The 19,838-nt window shown below is 65.5% G+C and carries 20 protein-coding genes; 4 read left to right on the top strand and 16 right to left on the bottom strand.

Features of this window, described 5'->3' with window-relative positions; all coding sequences use genetic code 11:
* Positions 1–8 precede the first annotated feature (8 nt).
* Entirely contained in the window at positions 9–614 is a 606-nt protein-coding gene (locus IRZ12_RS02425; protein WP_296463713.1) for a cupin domain-containing protein, read from the top strand.
* Positions 615–620: 6 nt separating this feature from the next.
* Here IRZ12_RS02425 and IRZ12_RS02420 read toward each other — a convergent pair whose 3' ends face one another.
* The 9 genes from IRZ12_RS02420 to IRZ12_RS02380 form a co-directional block, all read right to left on the bottom strand.
* A complete protein-coding gene (locus IRZ12_RS02420) occupies positions 621–1,034 on the bottom strand; it encodes a DUF3830 family protein (protein ID WP_296463710.1) in 414 nt (137 codons plus the stop codon).
* 111 nt (positions 1,035–1,145) lie between these two features.
* A complete protein-coding gene (locus tag IRZ12_RS02415; RefSeq protein WP_296463708.1) occupies positions 1,146–1,760 on the bottom strand; it encodes a TIGR00730 family Rossman fold protein in 615 nt (204 codons plus the stop codon).
* A gap of 48 nt (positions 1,761–1,808) precedes the next feature.
* The gene (locus tag IRZ12_RS02410) at positions 1,809–2,606 is read right to left on the bottom strand and encodes an ABC transporter permease (protein ID WP_296463706.1); all 798 of its coding nucleotides are present in this window, start codon (positions 2,604–2,606) and stop codon (positions 1,809–1,811) included.
* A complete protein-coding gene (locus IRZ12_RS02405) occupies positions 2,603–3,466 on the bottom strand; it encodes an ABC transporter ATP-binding protein (protein WP_296463704.1) in 864 nt (287 codons plus the stop codon). Before IRZ12_RS02405 ends, IRZ12_RS02410 begins: the two co-directional genes overlap by 4 nt.
* 4 nt (positions 3,467–3,470) lie before the next feature.
* The gene (locus tag IRZ12_RS02400) at positions 3,471–4,631 is read right to left on the bottom strand and encodes a ring-opening amidohydrolase (RefSeq protein ID WP_296463702.1); all 1,161 of its coding nucleotides are present in this window, start codon (positions 4,629–4,631) and stop codon (positions 3,471–3,473) included.
* The gene (gene allB, locus IRZ12_RS02395) at positions 4,628–6,085 is read right to left on the bottom strand and encodes an allantoinase AllB (RefSeq protein ID WP_296463701.1); all 1,458 of its coding nucleotides are present in this window, start codon (positions 6,083–6,085) and stop codon (positions 4,628–4,630) included. Before allB ends, IRZ12_RS02400 begins: the two co-directional genes overlap by 4 nt.
* Before the next feature lie 12 nt (positions 6,086–6,097).
* Positions 6,098–6,889, bottom strand: a complete 792-nt coding sequence (locus tag IRZ12_RS02390) for an SDR family NAD(P)-dependent oxidoreductase (protein ID WP_296463699.1) — start codon at positions 6,887–6,889, stop codon at positions 6,098–6,100.
* A 74-nt stretch (positions 6,890–6,963) separates the two neighbouring features.
* Entirely contained in the window at positions 6,964–8,007 is a 1,044-nt protein-coding gene (locus IRZ12_RS02385; protein WP_296463697.1) for an ABC transporter substrate-binding protein, read from the bottom strand.
* A gap of 10 nt (positions 8,008–8,017) precedes the next feature.
* Positions 8,018–8,842: an isochorismatase family cysteine hydrolase gene (locus tag IRZ12_RS02380; protein ID WP_296463695.1), complete on the bottom strand. Its 825-nt coding sequence runs from the start codon at positions 8,840–8,842 to the stop codon at positions 8,018–8,020.
* A 341-nt stretch (positions 8,843–9,183) separates the two neighbouring features.
* Between IRZ12_RS02380 and IRZ12_RS02375 the strand changes: the two genes are divergently transcribed.
* Positions 9,184–10,074, top strand: a complete 891-nt coding sequence (locus IRZ12_RS02375; protein ID WP_296463693.1) for a LysR family transcriptional regulator — start codon at positions 9,184–9,186, stop codon at positions 10,072–10,074.
* Positions 10,075–10,091: 17 nt separating this feature from the next.
* Here the strand turns inward: IRZ12_RS02375 and IRZ12_RS02370 are convergent, their stop codons facing one another.
* The 6 genes from IRZ12_RS02370 to IRZ12_RS02345 all read right to left on the bottom strand — a co-directional run bounded on the left by IRZ12_RS02370 (position 10,092) and on the right by IRZ12_RS02345 (position 16,442).
* Positions 10,092–11,318, bottom strand: a complete 1,227-nt coding sequence (locus tag IRZ12_RS02370) for an amidohydrolase family protein (protein WP_296463691.1) — start codon at positions 11,316–11,318, stop codon at positions 10,092–10,094.
* Positions 11,315–12,349, bottom strand: a complete 1,035-nt coding sequence (locus IRZ12_RS02365; protein WP_296463689.1) for an ABC transporter substrate-binding protein — start codon at positions 12,347–12,349, stop codon at positions 11,315–11,317. The genes IRZ12_RS02370 and IRZ12_RS02365 overlap by 4 nt, the downstream gene beginning before the upstream one ends.
* Before the next feature lie 286 nt (positions 12,350–12,635).
* On the bottom strand, positions 12,636–13,100 hold the full coding sequence (locus IRZ12_RS02360) for a hypothetical protein (RefSeq protein WP_296463688.1): 465 nt from the start codon (positions 13,098–13,100) through the stop codon (positions 12,636–12,638).
* A 532-nt stretch (positions 13,101–13,632) separates the two neighbouring features.
* Complete coding sequence (locus IRZ12_RS02355; protein ID WP_296463686.1) at positions 13,633–14,769, bottom strand: deoxyguanosinetriphosphate triphosphohydrolase; 1,137 nt, start codon at positions 14,767–14,769, stop codon at positions 13,633–13,635.
* Between the two features lie 33 nt (positions 14,770–14,802).
* A complete protein-coding gene (aroB, locus tag IRZ12_RS02350; RefSeq protein WP_296463684.1) occupies positions 14,803–15,912 on the bottom strand; it encodes a 3-dehydroquinate synthase in 1,110 nt (369 codons plus the stop codon).
* The gene (locus tag IRZ12_RS02345) at positions 15,909–16,442 is read right to left on the bottom strand and encodes a shikimate kinase (RefSeq protein WP_296463728.1); all 534 of its coding nucleotides are present in this window, start codon (positions 16,440–16,442) and stop codon (positions 15,909–15,911) included. The genes aroB and IRZ12_RS02345 overlap by 4 nt, the downstream gene beginning before the upstream one ends.
* 283 nt (positions 16,443–16,725) lie before the next feature.
* On the opposite strand from IRZ12_RS02345, the gene IRZ12_RS02340 reads away from it, so the two are divergent.
* Positions 16,726–19,092: a penicillin-binding protein 1A gene (locus IRZ12_RS02340; RefSeq protein WP_296463682.1), complete on the top strand. Its 2,367-nt coding sequence runs from the start codon at positions 16,726–16,728 to the stop codon at positions 19,090–19,092.
* 38 nt (positions 19,093–19,130) lie between these two features.
* On the opposite strand, the gene cyaY is transcribed toward IRZ12_RS02340, so the two are convergent.
* Entirely contained in the window at positions 19,131–19,472 is a 342-nt protein-coding gene (gene cyaY, locus IRZ12_RS02335; RefSeq protein WP_296463680.1) for an iron donor protein CyaY, read from the bottom strand.
* Positions 19,473–19,536: 64 nt separating this feature from the next.
* On the opposite strand from cyaY, the gene IRZ12_RS02330 reads away from it, so the two are divergent.
* The gene (locus IRZ12_RS02330; RefSeq protein ID WP_296463678.1) at positions 19,537–19,806 is read left to right on the top strand and encodes a lipoprotein; all 270 of its coding nucleotides are present in this window, start codon (positions 19,537–19,539) and stop codon (positions 19,804–19,806) included.
* The last annotated feature ends 32 nt before the right edge of the window (positions 19,807–19,838 follow it).

The following is a 19,838-nucleotide window of genomic DNA, read 5'->3' as shown; positions in this document are numbered from 1 at the left end:
GGTCAAGAATGACAGCCAATCCAACCGCTGCCAGGGGACGAGTGCGCAGGGTCGTCACCGGGCATGACGAAACGGGCAAGGCCATCGTCATCTCCGACGACGTGGCCCCCTTCCTGCATGAGTCCACGGCCCGGCCCGGGTTCTGGTCCAATGATATTTGGCGCACCACCGAAAGCCCCGCACGGATCTCCGCCAGGCCTGAAGACCCAACGCCGGGCCCCCGCCGGCAACTTCCCCACCGAAACGGGAGTGTCATTCGCGTCAACCATTTCCCGCCGGACCGCCAGAACCTGGATCCGGCAACGATCGCACGGGAGTTCGAGGCGCTGGGCAACCGCGCCGCGTCGGCGGCGGCCCGCGGCCCGGTGCGGCATGCCATGATGCATCGCACCGAGACCATTGACTATGCGGTGGTACTGTCCGGCAAGATTGTCATGGTGCTCGACGACACTGAAGTCGAGCTGAATGCGGGCGACATCGTGGTGCAGTGTGGCACCAACCATGCCTGGAGCAATCGTTCCGACCAGCCCTGCACCATTGTGTTCATCCTGCTGGACGGAGCTTTCGATGCAGACCTGCGCGCGCTATTGGAAGGCTCCGGCACGCCGGCATAGGGCTGCCTACGCGAGCTCGAAAACGATGTCCTGCGCGCCCTCCCACAGCGTTTTTACTCCCAGCGCGCGCAGGTTTTCCTTGCCTTCGACGATGGTCAGGAAATGGTTGCCCGCCAGCTGGCCCATCTTGCTCGCGAACATGCAGCTGCCGTAGGCCATGATGATCTCGGTCTCGCTGTAGCCGCCGGGATAGAAAAGGATGTCCCCCACAGACGGATGGCTGGTGTGGTTTTCGAAGCCAACGCCCAGCTGGAACTCGCCCAGCGGGATCCAGCACCCCTCACCGCTCCAGCGCACGTGAATCAGCTTCTGCTTGTAGGGCAGCAGCTTCATGAACGCGGCCACGGTCTGCGGGGCGTCGGGATGCGTTTCGGCGATGAAAGTGTATTCGGCGGCGCGGATGCGGATTCTCGTCGTCATGGTCGTTTGCAAAGAGTCAAAAGGCCGGCCGGGATGAGGCCACGGGACGGCGCTGATTCAGTTTAATCCCCGGGCACCCCCGGGGGCGGAGCACCCAGGCGAAGGCCGTGGCTAGGCGGCCGGTGCCGGATCGGGATCTCCGATCCACTTCGTCACCGTGGGCGCCTTCCATGCCGCCAAGCCGTCGAGCAGCGCGCCGGGATCGGCTTCGACGACGATCATGTCGCGGTGCTCTGGCTTCATGAACCCCTCGGCGACGGCATGGCTGAGCATGGCGCGCATGGGTTCATAAAAGCCGCGGACGTTCAGGACCCCGCATGCCTTGGTATGGTCGCCGAGCTGGGTGAGCGTGGCTGCCTCGAACAGTTCCTCGAGCGTCCCCAAGCCGCCCGGCATGGCAATGAACGCATCTGCCAGTTCCGCCATGCGGGCCTTGCGCGCGCGCATGTCGGGCACGATCTCATGCGAGGACAGGCCTGGATGAAGGTGGCCGCGCTCGTGCAGGCGCCGGTTGATGATGCCCGTCGCCTGCCCTCCGGCCTGCAGCACGGCATCGGCCATGATGCCCATCAAGCCTTTGTGCGTCCCGCCGTAAACCAAGGTCAGGCCCCGGGCGGCAATCTGTTCGCCCAATTGCCGCGCGGCCTGCGCGTACGCGTCCGAAAATCCGATATTCGAGCCGCAGAAGACTGCGACCCGAGCCAATGTTACTGCCGTAGTGTTCATTCGATTTCCCATCGCCAAGCCCGCGGCACGCCGCCGCGGGCCGGCGCGTCATGCCATGGCCATGTCGTTCTTGCGCTGTGCCCACCCGGTCAGCCTGATCTCGATCAGGGCAGAAATCGCATACAGCGCGACCCCCAGCACGGCGAGGATGACCAGTCCGGCGAACACGAGGGGAACGTCGAAGTTGCCGCTGGCGATCATCATGACGTTGCCGATTCCCTTGTTGGCGGCGACGGTCTCGGACAGCACGGTGCCGACGAACGACAGTGTAATGGCTATCTTCAGCGACGCGAACAGGTACGGCAGCGCGCGCGGCAGGCCCACGTTCCACAGCACGTCGCGCCGGCTCGCGCCCAGCACTTTCAGCACGTCCTCCAGCTCGGGCTCGGTATTGGCCAGGCCCGTGGCGACGTTCACCACTACCGGGAAAATGCTGATGACGAGCGAGGTCAGGATGGCCGGCATGGTGCCCGCTCCGAACCAGACCACGAAGATGGGCACCACCGCGACCTTGGGAATGCTGGAAAAGCCGACCAGCAGGGGATAGGCCACATCGTAGGCGAGCCGCGAAGAGCCGATGATCACGCCCAGCAGGATGCCCACCAATACGCCGAGCACGAAGCCCGTGACCGTCGTGTACAGCGTCTGCAACGTGTGAGGCCAGAGCAGTGGCATTTTCGACACCAGCACGGCTGCGATCTGCGAAGGACGCGGCAATACCAGGTCGGATACGCCCGTGGCCAGGCAGATCACTTCCCAGAGCAGAAAGAAGCCGGCCAATGCCAGCACGGACAGGACGCGTCGCTTCGCCTTGGGCGACAGCAGCGGTTTCTTCTCATCGCTCATGCGACTCTCCTTGGGAGGGCTTCGTCTTTCGGGGAGGCGGTCTCGGTTTCCGTGCGCGCATGGGCTATGCGCATGCGCAGCTCCTGGACCAGCGTGGCGAACTCGGGCGCATAGCTGCCCTCCAGCGTGCGCGGCCGTGCAAAGGCCACCTTCCGGTCTTCGAGGATGCGCCCGGGACGCGAGCTCATCACGCAAATGCGATTGGCGAGATAGGCGGATTCGCGCAAGTCGTGGGTCACTAGCAGCACCGTCGGCCGCTTGGCGATCCACAGGTCCTGCATGATGGCCCACAGCTCTTCGCGGGTGAACTGGTCCAGTGCACCAAAAGGTTCGTCGAGCAGCAGCAGCTGCGGATCGTGCACCAGTGCCCGGCACAGCGATGCCCGCTGCAGCATGCCGCCGGACAGCTGCCACGGGCGCTTGTCGCCGAAGCCCTTCAACCCTACTTGTTCCAGCAAGGCCTCGGCGCGGTCGGCGAACTCGCCTTTTTTCTTTCGCGCATACTCGGAGCGGAACGGCTGGACGATCTTGAGCGGAATCATGACGTTCTCGCGTATCGTCAGCCACGGCAGCATGGTGGGATTCTGGAACGCCAAGCCGATGCGCACGCGCGGCGTGTGCGGGTCGGCCGGACCGGCGCCCTTGGCACCCGCCTCGCGTCCGCCCACGATGACCCCGCCGGAACTGGGGTTCAGCAGCCCCGCCACCAGCTTCAAGATGGTCGATTTGCCGCAGCCGCTGGGCCCGACCAGCGCCACGAAGTCGCCTTGCTCGATGCCCAGGTCGGTATGGTCGAGCGCCAACGTACCGCCGCCGTAGCGCAGCGTCACATCGGCCAGTTCGATGAAAGGTTTGGTCATGGTTTCATTCCCTGAGGAAAGGCGGAGCATCGACACGCAAGATGGCGGCCACCGGCCCGCCCCCGGGCGGGCCCTGGTGTTCGGCGCCGCCCGAAACGTACAAGGCGGTGTACCCCGCTACGGAGGCGAGCACGCCGCCGACGGCCGCCCGCGCATGGCGGGTTGCATTGATGTCCGAATCGTTCAGCATGGTGTGGCGCTGTCCGCGCACGAGACCGTCGGGGCTGGCCTCGGCCTTGGCGAGCAGATTCACCAGCCGCTGGCCGAGCGCCTGCGCGTCCCGGTCCGGATCGAGGCCGAAGGCTTCGCGCAGCATGGCGCGCACGCTTGCCGCGTCCACGGCATCGCGCATCAGCGTATGCGCGATGCGATACGGGGACAGGCTGCCCTCTGCCTCGCCGAGGACGATGACCACGTTGCCCTCGAGCTCGATGCCTGCCGACACCGATGCCCGCGCCGACCACAGCGACCAGTCATTCAGCACTGAGGCATCGGCTATCCGCTCGCGCGGGACTTCGCCCGTCGCAGCGGCCACGCCCAGCGCGGAGGCGCCGCGCGAATAGCCCATGGATTCGTAGGTATCGCGCGTGACCGGGTCCAAGCCGCGCGCGAGCGCGTCGTTCACCTTTGCCGAGGTCAGCAGCGGGCATTTCACCTGCACGAAATGCACATCCTGCGCCGATGTGATGCCCGCATCGGCCATGGCCGCCCGCACCGCCTGGGCGGTGGCATCGACCTGCGCCGCGCGGCCGATTTCCTCCGGGGCGAAATCCCGCGTGTGGGCGATGCCCACCACGAGACGCTTCCCAGGAGAAGACGGCTCCACGCCATCAGCGAAGCGGCGCGTGAAGACCGTGAAATGCGGCGACAGCACGCCCTCGGTGCCCCCCGACATCACCAGCGCCACGCGCGACTCGACCTCGGCTGGCGCACAATCGAAGTATGGCGCGAGGAAATGACACCAGCTGACTGCCGCGTATTCGCGCGTGTGGTCGTTCACGCAGCCGTTGCCCTCGGTCTTGCCCATCACCGCGACGATGTCGCGTGGGTCGAGCTCGCCGGCATCCACCAGCGCCTGCACCCCGGACAAGTCGCCTGGGCCCCGGCACGACACGCGATGCACGCCGACGATCTGCGGCCTGCCCGTGGCTATTGCGTCGCTCATGCTGCCTCCCGACGCGGCGTCGCCGTAGGGGGTACGCCTGCAGGCGTGGCCAGGATGTTCGACATGTAGGTTTCCATGTTGCGGGGCGCGGGGTCCGGCATGCGCTGCACGTCCTTGACCGATCGCCCCCAGCCCGCGGCCTCTTCGACCAGGCGGCCGTCGCGCACCACGAAGCGCCCGCGGACCAGGGTGTGCAAGGGATAACCTTTGACGACGCGGCCGTTCCAGGGCGAGATCTTGCTGATGCTGTGCAGCTTGCCCTCCGAGAGGACGCCTTCGCGCTCGAGATCCACGATCGCGATGTCGGCATGGGCCCCGACGGCGATCACTCCCTTCTTGCCGTACAGCCCCCAGGCCTTGGCCGGGTTAGCGGCGCTCCAGCGCACGTAGTCCATGAGGCTCGCGCGGCCACGATTGATTTCGGTCAGCATGAGCGGCATCTGGGTCTCGACCCCCGGGAACCCGCAGTCGCATTCCCAGATATTGGCGCGGCTCTTTTCCTCGGGCGTGTGCGGGGCATGATCGGTCGCGATCATGTCGATCACGCCTTCTACGAGCGCATCCCAGAGCGGCTGGTTGTGATGGGCTTCGCGTATGGGCGGATTCAGCCGCAGAATGCCGCCCAGGCGGGTCATGTCGCCGGTATTGAGCAGCAGGTATTGCGGGCAGGTCTCGACCGTGACGTCCACGCCGCGCCGCTTGGCCTCGCGCAGCAGGAATAGGGAGTCGCGCGAGCTGTGATGCGCAATGTGCACGCGCGCGCCGGTCCACTCGGCCAGCGCCAGCACGCGGCCGATGGCCTCGATCTCGCACACTGCCGGGCGCGAGGCCAGGTGTGCCAGCGCATCGATGCGCCCTGCCGCCTCCATGCGCTGCTGGCGGCGCGCCATGATGGAGGAATTCTCTGCGTGCACGACGGTGCGGATGCCGAGCGGAGCGAGCTTCTCGAAGCCCTCCAGCAACGCCCCGTCAGTGGGAGCGGGCAGGTTGCCGAAGGTATTGCCGACGAACGCCTTGAAGCTCGTCACGCCCGCCTCGAGCAGCTCCTCGAGCCGCTCTATCGTGTCGTCGCCGAGCAACCCGTGGATGCCGTAATCGACGTAGGACGACTCCGCGGCCCGCTGCTTGATGCGCAGCGCTTCCACCGTCCCGGTGGGAGGATTGGTGTTAGGCATTTCGAAAACGGTGGTGACCCCGCCGCAGGCCGCCGCCGCGGAGCCGCTCTTCCATGTTTCCTTGTGCGGATAGCCCGGATCGCGGAAATGCACGTGGCTATCGATCGCGCCCGGCAAGAGGTACAGGCCGTCGGCCTGGAAGGTCTCCCGCGCGGGTGGCATGAGGTCGTCGTGTCCGAGGGCCACGATTTCCCCGGCGGCGATCGCGACCGACGCCTCGACGATGCGATCGGGCGATACGACTTTTCCGCCACGGATGACCAGGTCTACTTCTTTCATGTCGACTCTCCGTTACAGCGCAGCCCAACCGCCGTCGACGGGCAAATCCACGCCGGTAATCTGGCGCGACACGTCGCTGGCAAGAAAGAGGCAGGCCATGGCCACGTCCTCGTCGGTAGAGACGCGGCGCAGTGCATAGTCGGAGGCATGGCGCGCCATGGCCTCCTCGACGGAGATCCCCAGGCGCTTGGCCATGTCGGCGCAGACCTTTTCGCGAAAGCGCGGGCCGTCCACCATGCCCGGTGCAACGCAGTTGACGTTGATGTTGTGCGGGCCGGCCTCCAGCGCGAAGCTCTTGGTGATTCCGCGCAGCCCCCATTTCGAGGCGGAATAAGCCATGCGCCCGGCCCGGCCGCGCATGCCGAAGGTCCCGCCGACGTTGACGATCTTGCCGTAGCGCCGGGCGATCATGCCTGGCAGTACGGCACGCATGGTGTTGAAGCAGCCTTTCATGTTCAGGCCGACGATCTCGTCGAACTCTTCGGCGGTCGTCTCCCAACCGGTCTTGCCGATCGGGCCCGATCCGCCCGCGACGTTGACCAATATGTCGACCCGGCCGAAGGCCTCTGCGGCTGCCCGCCCCAAGGCTTCGGCCTGGGCGGCGTCGGTCAGGTCGCATGGGACCACCTTGGCGCGCACGCCCAGGGCCCGCGCCTCGGCGGCGACTGGCTCGATGGCGCCTACGTCCCGGCCGGCCAGCACTAGCGCACATCCTTCCCTGGCGAATGCGAGCGTGATCGCCCGCCCCATGCCCTTGGCCGGCCCGGTGATGACTGCCACTTTGTCTTTCAGCTGCAAATCCATGTCGAATCTCTCGGTGAATGCGGTGATGCGCCGCGCCGCCTCGTCGCGGCCGGCGGGCGACGCGCAGGTGTTGCTCAGAAATGCGTCAGCCGCTCGTCGCGCGGAGGCAGGAAGCTGCGGTCGAACACGGCGGACGGAGCCGGCGAATTGCTCAACCCGTTGGCCTGGACCACGAGATCGATGGCGCGCTTCATGCGGGCGTCATCGACGTCTCCCAGGCCGAATTTCGCGATCTCGGGATGGCTCATGTCGCGCTTCATCGTGGCCAGCAATTTCTCTTTTTCGAGTTCGGCCTTGAGCAGCGGCTCGCGCTTGAGCACTGCGGCGATGCCGGCGTCAGGATCGGCCACGACGTCCTTGATGGCCTTGTTCAGGGCACGCAGGAAGCCCTTGACCGCCTCGGGGTGCTCCTTGGCGAACTTGCGCGAGAACATGATCGTGTTGGAGTAGAGATCCAGGCCGTAGTCTGCGTACTTGATGAACCGCATGTCCTTTTCGGGATCCATGCCGGTCAGCTTGGCAGCGAACCAGATCGTGTTCACATAGCCGAATATGCCGTCCACCTGGTTGCGCAGCAGCATCTGCTCGCGCAGGTTGGGCGCCATGTTGTTGATCTTGACCTTGCCTGCGTCGATGCCGGTCATCTTGGCGAAGGTGGGGAACAGCTTGAGCGCTGCATCGGTGGCTGGCCCGCCCAGCGTGCGGCCTTCGAAGTCCTTGGGTGCCTTGATCGGGCTGTCCTGCTTGACCGCCACCGCGAACGGCGCGACGTTGTAGAGCATGTAGACGCCGACGGGAGCATCGTCAGGCCGGCGCGCGGCGAACTCGATCAGCGCATTCATGTCGCCGAACGCGGCCGTATACGTGCCGGCAGCCACCTTGGGCACGCCGGCGGCCGAGCCTTCCCCCTGGTCGATCTGCACGTCCAACCCCTCCGCCTTGAAATAGCCGCGCTCCTGTGCCAGGAAGAACCAAGACTGCGCTCCTTCGTATTTCCAGTTCAAGGTCAGCTTGATCGGTGTCTGGGCGCTGGCTGCGGAAGGCAATACGGACAAGCACAGCGCCAGTGCGGCAGCACCCGCGGCGCAATGGGCGATTTTCTTGAAACGGTCGATCATGGAACGGCTCCTAGAGGACGGAGGAAGATGAGCGCCCCGCAGATGAAGGGGCGAGGGCAGTCAACGCACTGGCGAGGTCGCGCGCGGTGGCGACGAAACCATGCAGTTGCTTGACCAGGAAATGAATGGCCTGGGTGACGTAATCGGGAGAAGGCGATCCGCAGGCGTCCGCGAGCAGGATGTTGTCGTAGCCGAGGAAACCTGCGTCCTGCAGTGTCGAGAACACACAGCGGTCGGTATTGACGCCGGCATAAAAGAGCGTCGTGACGCCCTGCAGGCGAAGCAGGCTATCGAGCTCGTTGTCCCAGAATCCGCTGAGCCGGTGCTTATAGACGGTCACGTCGGCATCGGCCACGGGTAGTTCATCGACGACTCGCGCGCCCCACTCCCCGGGCACGACGCTGCGCCCGCGATCGTTCGGCGAACGCTCCGCATAGCCCACGCCGTCGGCCGTGCGCTTGCCCTTGAACTGGATAGTGGGACTTAGGTTGAGCCGGTCCGCACGCACTCCCCAGTTGAGCCAGATGACCCTGCCGCCCGCCGCGCGCCAGGCCGGCAGCAGCTCCGCGATGACAGGGATGGGGGCGCGCATGGGAGAGACATCGATTCCCTTCTGCCCAAACCAGCCGTCGGCGTGGCAGAAGTCGTTCTGCATGTCGATCACGATCAGCGCGGAACGCGCCATGTCGAATTCCAGCGCCTGGCCATCCGCAACGAGGCGCACCGGGCGCGGTTCCCGCAGTGGGCGAACGAGGCTCAGGCAATCGGCCCGCTGTGTCCATGCGTTGTCCGGCGAGGGGCCGAAGCTGGGAAAGGTGGAAACGGGTGCACTCATGGTCTCGGCAGTAGATGATCGGGCAAGCCCGGAACGTGAATTGCTCTCTGTCCAATGCAATGACCGTACCCGTCCAACCTCTTTTAGCGATTCAGTTCAATGCCATTTAACGGACTAGCCGTTGCCGATCCAGCAACGATCCTCCATTTCGCCGGGCTGCTTTGGGCCGGGCTGGAAACTGCGCGCGACGCGCACGCGCTACCGCGCACACCGCAAGAGCGCGCACGATGCTCCTCCGCCCTGCCCCCAGCGCACCAACACGAGGCAAAGCGCCCGCCATTGGGCCGTGCGAGCCACGAATCGGTGCATCCCTTGGCCTCATCCTCTCCCTCTCGCCCGCTATGAACCACCTTCGCTTTCTTCGCTACGTCGACGAGGTCGCACGCGTCGGGTCCATCCGGCAAGCCGCCGAAAGGCTTCATGTCGCGCCATCCGCCGTCAATCGCCGCATCCAGGACCTGGAAGAAGAACTTGGCGCTCCCATCTTCGAACGCCTGCCACGCGGCATGCGCCTGACCGCCGCCGGCGAGCTCTTCGTGCGCTACATACGCAGCCGCGCCGCCGAGCTCGAAGGTGTCCGGTCACAAATCGAGGAACTCAAGGGAAAGCGCCGGGGAACGGTACGCATCGTTGCCAGCCAGGCCCTAGCGCCCGCCTATCTTCCCGGCGCGGTCGCGTCCTTCCGCGCGACGCATCCGCTCGTCGCGTTCGAAGTCACCATCGGCGACCATTTGCAGGCACTCGCGGCATTGCGCGGCTTCAACGTCGATCTGGCCCTGGTATTCAATCTCTCCCCAGAGGCCGATATCGAGGCCATCAGGCAGTTCGACCAACCCCTGGTCGCGCTCATGCACCGCGATCATCCGCTGGCCAAGCGGCCTAATTTGTATTTGCGCGATTGTGCGGACTATCCGGTGGTGCTGCCGAACCGGGACATAGGCGGACGCCAGCTGCTTGAAAGATTCATGATGCGCAGCTCAGTCAAGCTGCAGCCCATGGTGGAAAGCAACTCCTTCGAGTTCCTGCGCGGCTGCCTGTATCACCAGCATGCCATTTCTTTCCAAATCGCCATCGGCGCCGTCACGGAGGGCGGGGAACTCATCGCGCGACAGTTGGAAGACCGGCACTTCCCCAAAGGCAAGCTGGTGCTCGCGTGCCTGCGGCACAGGCAGCTGCCGGTGATCGCGCATGCCTTCATCGAGCACATCCAGCAAACGCTGGCAGGGGAATGACCCGCCGCCAGCGGGCGTCAGGAAACGCGCAAAGGTCCCGCCACCTGCACGCCCCGCTTGAATACGGCAAGCCGGGCGGCCTGCCGCAATATCGCGTCCGGGGCAGAAGTCGCGTCCAGCAGCACCAGGTCTGCCCGGCAGCTCGGCTCGAGCCCGTAGTCGGCAAGACGTAGCATGCGCGCCGCGTTGTCGGTCATGGTGCGCCAGATCCGCTCCAGCCCCGCGTTGTGCAGCTGGTTCGTGATCTGGGCGAGCAGCAGCATGGCCTTGAGCGGATCGGCGTCGCCATAGCGCACGAAGGGATCGCGCAGGTTATCGGTGCCGCAGGCGACGTTGACGCCCGCCTCCATCAGCTCCAGCACCCGGGTCAGGCGGATGCGGGTGGGCAGCACGCAGACGTTCACTCCAGCGCGGCGGACTGCGTCGATGGCATCGGCCGCCTCGGCATCGCTCACCATCGCCAACGAAGCGATATGTGAGACCGAAACCCGGCCTTGCCATCCCTGCTCCACGGTCTTGCGCGCCACATACGGCAGGGTGAAAGACTCTGGCGTATCCCAATTATCGAGGTGATAGTCGATGTCACAGTCGTAGCGCGCAGCAAGCGCGAAGCTCTCGTCGACCTGCCGTTCGGGATCGGAAGGCCACAGCGCACGGTTGACGTTTCCGCCCACGATGCGCACGCCGGCCTGCAGTGCCTGCTCGATATAGGGCGCCGCGCCGTCTTCCATGGTGCCTTCGGTCTCGAACCAGCCTTCCTGCGGAAAGGCGATGAGCTGGACATCCACTTTTCCAGCCATCGCGCGCGCGGCGGCCTGCACGCCCGCCACCGCCCGCAAGCCGACGTAGCGGTCCGCCTCGCAGTGCGTGCGCGCCACCGTCGTGCCGTGCGCCAGCCCCCATTGCAGCGAGGTCTCCGCGCGTGTTGCGACATCTTCCTCGGTGAACGCAGACTTCAAGCGGCGCACGGCACGTATCGCCGCCTCCAGGTTGGACGCGGCCACCGCATCGCTTACCCTGTCGCCGGTGAGCGCCTTGTCGACATGGACGTGAGGATCGACGAAAGCCGGCGACAACAAGCGGCCGCCGGCATCCCAGGCGCCGGCATGGCCGCCGCCCTCGCCCTCCGGGCTGATCTCGCTGATGCATCCGGCCTCCACCGTCACGCGCCAGCGACCTTCGCGCCCGGGCAGGGATGCATTGCGGATGCTCCAGGCATCCCGTGGCTCAGGTGCGCTCGTCATAGCGGCAGCTTGACCGTGCGGTCGGCCTTGGGCGGCAGGAAGCGGCGGTTGAAGACTTCCTCCGACGCTGGCTTGCGAGGCAGGCCATAGCTATCGGCGATCTGGTCGATGGCGCGCGCCATGCGTTCGTCGCGGATGTCGCCCAGGCCAATTTCCGCCACCTCGGGCGTTAGGACCGAATGCTTCAGGACGTACAGCATGCGGCGCTTCTCGATGCTTTTGTCGATCAGCGGCTCATTGCGCGCCAGGTTGTCGATGCAGGCGTCCGCCGCGGCGATGCAGTCCTTCAGCGCACGGTTCACGGCCCGGACCAGGCCTTCTACGGCGCCCGGTTGCTCTGCGAGCAGCTTGGAGGAAACGAGCAAGCCGTTGCTGTACAAATCAAGGCCGTTGTCGTTGTAGAAGATCCAGCGTATGTCTTTGTCCGGATCGACTTGCTGTGCGACCAAGTTCATATAGCTGGTCGCCGCGAACACCGCAGAAGCATCGACCTGGCCGCGCAGCAGCATTTGCTCCTGCAGGTTGGGCGCCATATTCGTCCACTTGACCTTGCTTTCGTCTATGCCGTTGCGCTTGGCAAGCGCGGAGAACACTTTCAGCGCCGCTGCGCCTGCGGGCGAGCCCAAGGTCTTGCCTTCGACGTCCTTGAGCGTCTTGATCGGTCCGTTGGCCTTGGTGATCAATGCGAACGGCGCCTGGTTGTACAGCATGTAGACCATGACGGGCGCCTCGCCCGGCTTGGACGCGGCATTCTGGATAATCGCATTCACGTCTCCCACGCCCGCGTGATAGCCGCCCGACATGACACGCGTGACGGCCGCGGCGGAACCGTCGCCTTGGTCTATCGTCACGTCCAGGTTGGCTTCCTTGAAATAGCCCTTGTCCTTGGCCCAATAGAACCAGGCGTGCACGCCTTGGATCTTCCAGTCCAGCATGAACTTGATCTTGGTGGGAGCTTGGGCGGCGGCCGGCAGAGCGCACGCGAGCGCGAGCAGACCGGCCCCTACGGTAAACCAGCGAGACATCAGCATGGATCGGTTCCTTCAATGGGTTGCGCCCCGGAAGACATGCTTGCCCGCTCAGTGGAGCGGCAGGATGCCCTCACTTGGTGCGTGCGGCGTCCTGTTCCTGGGCCATGCGCCGATCCATGCACGCCCCATGCCAGGCTGCGCGCACAAGCCCTGCTTTTTTGCGGAAATCCCGTTGCCGTTCCGGCAACGGATGCCAGGCCTGCCTAACCAGGGGGCACAGCGCGTGGCTGCGCCGACGGCGGGCGACGTGTCCGCCGGGACGCCGGCTGGAGCACCCGGCCGGCAGTCATGCCGCGAGGGTGAACAGCACCGCGCGCATCCTCGTTCCAACGCCTGTGAACAGGTGCGGCGACAACGGCAGCCACACGCCGCCGCGCGCTTCGACCAAGGGCCGCAGAATGCGGCCCTGGCTTGCGCCGTCGGCGCAAATACCGACGAGGCGACCGCCGGGCTCGAGAAAGCCCAGGGCGTGCAGGATATGCGGGACATCAGCGCCATGGGCGAGCGGAGGATGGATGAGAATGCGGGGAAAGCGCCCGACGCGCGCCGGGGTCAACCCGAGGAAATCGCCGTGATGCACTTCATCGGCCAAGCGCTCACGCAGATCTGCCGCCATGGCGTGATTGACCTCCACCGCCGCGTAAGTAAGGCTCAAGCCGAACTTCCGACGCGCTGCGCGCAGCAACGAGCCCGTGCCCGCGCTGGGATCCAAGATCCGCTGGCCGGGCTCGATGCCGGCCAGTTCGACCATCTCGTCGGCGAGCGCATCCGGCGTCTGGAAAAAATCGGCCGAACTGGCGCCTTGGGGGAGCCGGTTCGCCGGCCCGCATGGCCGGCCAGCGGGCCTTCGCCCTACCGGGACGCTATGCAGCGTCGTCAGGCGCTCCGCCCCGGATGAAACCGCCGCCCATAGCGTGCTCCGAGCCAAGTGAGGAAAGGCATGGAGCGGAAGGGGATGGGGGCCGGGCCCTTCGGCCTGGGGCTCCTCCGGTTTGCGTCCCGCCGGCGCCGGCCTGGGAGCGAGGAAGACCGATATCGGGTCAGAGAAAATCACGTGCAACCTGATGATCGATGATGCCGGCGCACGCGACCCAACGTCCTCCCGCCCGTAGCCGGGAACGTCGCAACCATGCGCCCGCATCGTTGCGGCAAAGACTTGTCAAGTTCCGGTATTGTGCCGCGGTTCACCTAACAGCGCGCTGAATGAATTCTGGTGCGGCACGCCCGATACGCAGGGCGCTGGCGGACGCACGCGGCAATAAGACGAAGGACGGAATCATCCGCTATTCATCGTTCACCAAGAACAGGCGCCTGTGCTCCTTGATGGCGTAGCGGTCCGTCATTCCGGCGATGTAGTCGGCGATCGCGCGGGCCTGGTCCACGCTGGCGCGCGATTGGTATTGCGGGGGCAGCAAGCGCGGATCGTCGAGAAAAGCCTTGAACAGGTCGCGCAAGATGCGCTTGGCCTTGGTGGTCATGCGCAGCACGCGATAGTGCCGGTAAAGGTTGTCGCGAAGGAACTGCTTGAGTTCGTCGGCTTCGGCCCGGATCTCGGCGCTGAACCCCACCAGTGGCGGCGCCTGCCGCACGTCGTCGATGGAGGCAGGCTTGTGCTCCGCGATGCGCGCAGCGGTGGTCTCGGTCAGGTCGATGATCAAGGTGTTGATCATGCGCCGCACGGTTTCGGTGATCGCCCGTCGCTCTGCCAGCCCCGGATAACGCGCCACCACCTCAGCATAATGGCGATCGAAAATCTTCACCTGCCGCATTTGCTCGAGCGTGATGAGCCCCGAGCGCAAGCCGTCGTCGATGTCGTGGTTGTTGTAGGCGATCTCGTCCGACAGATTGGTGAGCTGCGCTTCGAGCGAGGGCTGGGTGCGATTCAGGAACCGTTCGCCTACGTCGCCCAGCTGGGCAGCCCGGCTCAGCGAGCAGTGCTTCAGGATGCCCTCGCGCGTCTCGAAACACAGGTTCAGCCCGTTGAAATCCCCGTAGCGCTCCTCCAGCTCGTCCACGACCCGCAGGCTCTGCAGGTTGTGCTCGAAACCGCCCGAACCAGGCGCGAACTCCCGCATGCATGCGTTGAGCTCGTCCTGCCCGGCATGGCCGAAAGGCGTGTGGCCGAGGTCATGAGCCAGGGAAATGGCTTCGACGAGGTCCTCGTTCAGGCCCAGATTGCGGGCCACGGAGCGGGCGATTTGCGCGACCTCGAGGCTGTGGGTGAGCCGCGTCCGGAATAAGTCGCCCTCGTGGTTCACGAACACCTGCGTCTTGTATTCCAGGCGCCGGAAGGCGTTGGAGTGAATGATGCGGTCGCGGTCGCGCTGGAACTCGGTGCGCCCTTGCGGCGAAGGTTCGGGATGGCGCCGGCCGCGCGTGGCAGCCGGGTCGGCGGCATACGGAGCGAGGACTTGCGGCATGGACGTAAGGGCTCCTCCGAAAGAAGAAATGGGTCAGGCGAGAATGCTTGGCTGCTCGCCTGCCGTTTTGGCGACCGTCCGGTCCAACACCTGCCTGACCAGGGCTGCCTCGACCGGCATGCGGACCGCTTCGCCCAGCCTCGGCAACAAGATGTACCGGATCTGGCCCGCCTCGGTTTTCTTGTCGCCCTGCATCAGGTCGAACCAGCGCTCCGTCCCGAGGTCGGGCGCATAGGCCGGGCAGCCGATGGCAAGCACCAGGGCGCGGATGCGCTCGGCGTCGGCTTGCGGCAACCCGGCAGCCAGCACCGACAGCTCGGCCGCCTGCACCATGCCGCAGCCCACGGCCTCGCCGTGCAGCCATGCGCCGTAGCCCAGCCCGGCCTCGATGGCGTGGCCGAACGTATGGCCGAAGTTCAAGATGGCGCGCAGCCCTGTTTCGCGCTCGTCCTGCGAAACGACGAAGGCCTTCAGTTCGCACGAACGCGCGATGGCTACGGACATCGCCTCCGGCTCCAGCGCGCGCAAGTCCCGCGCATGCGCCTCGCACCACGCGAAAAAGTCCGCGTCCAGGATGGCACCGTATTTGATGACCTCCGCCAGGCCGGCCGACACCTCCCGCGCCGGCAGCGTACCCAGCACGTCGGTGTCGATCTCTACCGCGATGGGCTGATAGAAGGCGCCGATCATGTTCTTGCCGATGGGGTGGTTGACGGCCGTCTTGCCGCCCACGGAGGAATCCACCTGCGACAACAGCGTGGTCGGCACCTGGATGAAACGAATGCCACGCATGTAGACCGCCGCGGCAAAACCGGCGATATCTCCCACCACGCCGCCGCCGAGCGCCACGATCACGGCCTTGCGGTCGCAGTGGCGGGCGAGCATGGCGTCGAAGATCCGATTCAGCGTCTGCCAGTCTTTGTATTGCTCGCCGTCGGGCAATTCGATGCGCAGCACCGGCCGCCCGGAGGCTGCGAGCGCCCGCTCGGCACGTTCGGCGTAGAGCGCGGCAATAGTGGGATTGGTCACCAAGACCAGCGTGGTGGCGTCGGCCGGAACGGCCTCGGCCAGGCGATCGAGACGTCCCGGGGCGATCCGTATGGGATAGCTCCCGCCCGGCGTCTCGACACGGACTTCTTTCATAGACACTCCAGCGGCGGCAATTCTGCGGGGTGGCGCACCTGCTTGTTGCATGAGGCCAGCAAGGGCAGGATGCGGTTGACCAGCTTCGGCACGGACCCCCTGCCCGTATCGATGATCAGGTCGGCGATCTCTTCGTACAACGGCTCGCGCTGCCGCAACAGGGCCGTAATGCGGCCCAGCGGATCGGGCGTCTGCAACAGCGGCCGATTGCGGTCGTAGCGCGTGCGCTCGTAGAGCTCCTCGGCGCGGGCACGCAGGTACAGCACGATGCCGCGCTCCTTGAGCATGCGCCGGTTGCGCTCGGCCAGCACGGCACCCCCGCCCGTGGCGAGCACGACGCCAGGAATGCGGCTGCACTCGTCCAGGGCATGGGTTTCGCGGCGTCGGAAGCCCTCCTCGCCTTCGAGCTCGAAGATGACCGGGACGCGAACGCCGCAGCGCGCTTCGAGCACTAGGTCCACGTCCAGGAACTCGCGCGACAAGGCCCGCGCGAGCCCGCGGCCGATGGTGGTCTTGCCGGCGCCCATCATTCCGACCAAGAACACGGGCGGCACGAATGCCGGACCGGCCGGCGCCGCGGCATCTGCCGCGCAGGGGTCGAAAGAGTCCTGGTCCACGAGCGGTTGGGCGGAAGCCACGAGAGAAACAATATCCCTGCATTATCCCGCAAGAGCGGCACGAGCGGAAAATCGGCGGCCGGGGGCCGGCACACCAACTGTTACAGGAACGCGGCCGCCGCGGAGCTGTCTACAAGCCGATTCGTGTCGATATTCCTATAATGGGTCTCGTCCTCGCACGAGAAACAGCTTCCTCATGTCCCGTATTCTCCTCAAGGTCGTCGGCGTCTTCGTCGGTCTGGCCATCTGCGGCGCCCTGCTGGTGAGCTTGGCCCTCGCCCTGGCCTATCCGAACCTGCCCGACCTGGACGCCCTCACCGATTACCATCCCAAGATGCCCCTGCGCGTCTACACCGCCGACAACACCCTGATCGGCGAATTTGGTGAAGAGCGTCGCAACGTCGTGCGCATCCGGGAGGTCCCGGACGTCTTGAAATCGGCAATTTTGTCCGCAGAAGACGACAGTTTCTACCAACATGGCGGCATAGACTGGACCGGCGTCATACGCGCCGCACTCACCAACCTGGTCAATTTTTCCAAGAGCCAGGGCGCGAGCACGATCACGATGCAGGTAGCGCGCAACTTCTACCTGTCCTCGGAAAAAACCTGGACTCGCAAGCTGTACGAAATCCTGCTCACGTTCAAGATCGAGGCCAACCTCACCAAAGACCAGATCCTCGAGCTCTACATCAACCAGATCTACCTCGGCCAGCGGGCGTACGGCTTCGCTTCGGCGGCTCGCATCTATTACGGCAAGCCCCTATCCGAGATCACCACTGCCGAAGCCGCCATGCTGGCGGGCATTCCCAAGGCCCCCTCGCGATACAACCCGGTGGTCAACCCGGCCCGGGCCAAGCTGCGCCAACAGTACGTCCTGCAGCGCATGCGGAACCTTGGGTACCTGACCGAAGCGGAATATCAGGCGGCGCTCGACGAGAAACTGAAAATCCGGCACCTGGGGGGAGAATTCGGCGTACACGCTGAATACGTCGCCGAACTCGCGCGCCAGCTCGTCTACGACATCTACAAGGAAGAAACCTACACCCGTGGGCTGAACGTCTACACGACGGTCGACCGTGACATGCAGGAAGCCGCCTACCAGGCGCTGCGCGAAGGCGTGCTCGACTATGAGCGGCGGCACGGCTACCGCGGCCCGGAAGGTTTCGTCGACTTGCCTGCCGGCATCGAGAACGACGCGGCCAAGCTGAACGAGGCCGTCGATGACGCGCTCGACGGCTACCCCGACAGCGACAACCTCCTGTCCGCCGTGGTGCTATCTGCCGATCCAAAGCTGGTGCGCGTAGCGCGCAGCTCGGGAGAAATCATCGACATCTCCGGCAAAGGCCTCCGTTTCGTCCAATCGGCCCTCTCGCCGAAAGCCCAGCCCAACGTGCGGCTGCGCCGCGGTGCCATCGTCCGCATCATCAAGACCGGCAATGAATGGGAAATCCTGCAATTGCCGCAGGTACAGGCGGCTTTCGTGTCGACCGACCCGCAGAACGGGGCGATACGCGCCATGGTGGGGGGCTTCGATTTCTACAACGGCAAGTTCAACCGCGTCACCCAGGCTTGGCGCCAGCCCGGCTCCAGCTTCAAGCCGTTCATCTACGCCGCGGCGCTCGAGCGCGGCCTCACGCCGGCAACCCTCATCTCCGACGATCCCTTCGTGCTGGAGGCTTCGGCCACCGGTTCGCAGCGTTGGGAGCCGAAGAACTACGACGGCAAGAACGACCCGCCGATGACCATGCGCCAGGGCCTGGCGAAATCCAAGAACATGGTGTCGATCCGCGTACTGCAGAGCATCGGGCCGCAATACGCACAGGACTACATCACCCGCTTCGGCTTCGACGCCGCGCGCCATCCGGCCTATCTCACCATGGCCCTGGGCGCCGGCTCGGTCACGCCTTTGCAGATGGCCGGCGCCTACTCGGTGTTCGCCAACGGCGGATACCGCGTCACGCCCTACCTGATCGAGAAAGTCACCGACAGCACCGGCCGCGTGCTGATGCAGGCCCGCCCGACCAAGGCCGGCGACCCGTCGCTGCGCGCGATCGATGCACGCACGGCCTTCATCGCCGACTCCATGCTGCGCGACGTGGTGCGCACGGGCACGGCCCGCGCCGCGCTCGCGCTCAAGCGCAAGGACGTGGGCGGCAAGACCGGTACGACCAACAACTCCGTGGACGCCTGGTTCGCCGGTTACACGCCCGGCCTGGTTGGCGTCGCCTGGCTCGGCTATGACCAGCCGCGCTCGCTGGGCACGCGCGAAACGGGCGGCGGGGCGGCCATGCCCATCTGGCTCAAGTTCATGCAACGCGCGCTCAAGAACATTCCGGAGCGCGAACAGCCGATGCCTCCGGGCATCATCGTGGAGAACGGCGACTATTACTTCGCCGAATTCCCGCCCGGCCAAGCCGTCGCCAGCGTAGGCCTGCCACCCCCGTCCGCCGATCCGATGTCGCGGCTCATCGACAGCCTGGGCAACCTGATCAACGGTGGAGACAACGGCGGGGCACGCGGCTCGGGTGGCGGCGGCACGCGGCAGGACTCGTATCTGCCGTAGGCGGGAGCGGGGGACCAGCGCCCAGACTGCCAGCCCTGTTACCGCACCGGCAGAGGCTCGACGACGATCTGCGTCCCCGACTGCTCGGAGCAAATCCGTGACAACGCTTCCGCCAGCTCCTCCCCGCTGCGGGTATCCAGCCACTTGCCGTCCTTCAGGCGATAATGGAAGCCGCCGCTGCGTGCAGCAACCCACATCTCCTGCTTGGGCGCCTGGCTGTTGATCACCGCCTGGCTCCCGTCCGCAAAGGTCAGGGTCAACACATTGCCGTTGCGCGTGGCCTCGATGTCGATGTCGCGCTCTTCGAACCAGGCGTCGGCCTGCCGCTCGATGGAATCCAGGATGGCCTCGGCCAAGGCAAGAAATTCGCTTTCGTTCATAATTTCCACTATGTCCGACATGAAACTACCGCGCGCTCCGCACGCTACATGCCCAGACCCCTCGTTGGTTGCTGATACTGGCATTGTAGCCAGCGCGCACGCTTGCCCGCGCCGCACCGGCCGGCGCTGGGTCGCCGTCGCCGCGGCCGCGGCGGCCCTGGGCATGGCTAGCGGCTGCGGCATCAAGGGGCCGCTCTACCTGCCGCAGAGAGCGCCGGCCGCCACCGAACCCGCCGCGCCGCCTGCCCAGCCGGACGCGGCCAAGCCTTCCGGCAATGCCAACGACATTTCCCGGCGCAACGAATCGATTTCGCACACTCCTCTGACACAATGACCACCCCAGCTCCCCTGCCGACCCCCGTCGGC

Origin of the sequence: Pigmentiphaga sp. (assembly GCF_019689535.1) — a bacterium.
Classification (GTDB): domain Bacteria; phylum Pseudomonadota; class Gammaproteobacteria; order Burkholderiales; family Burkholderiaceae_B; genus Pigmentiphaga.
This window is presented reverse-complemented; position numbering and strand designations above follow the sequence as displayed.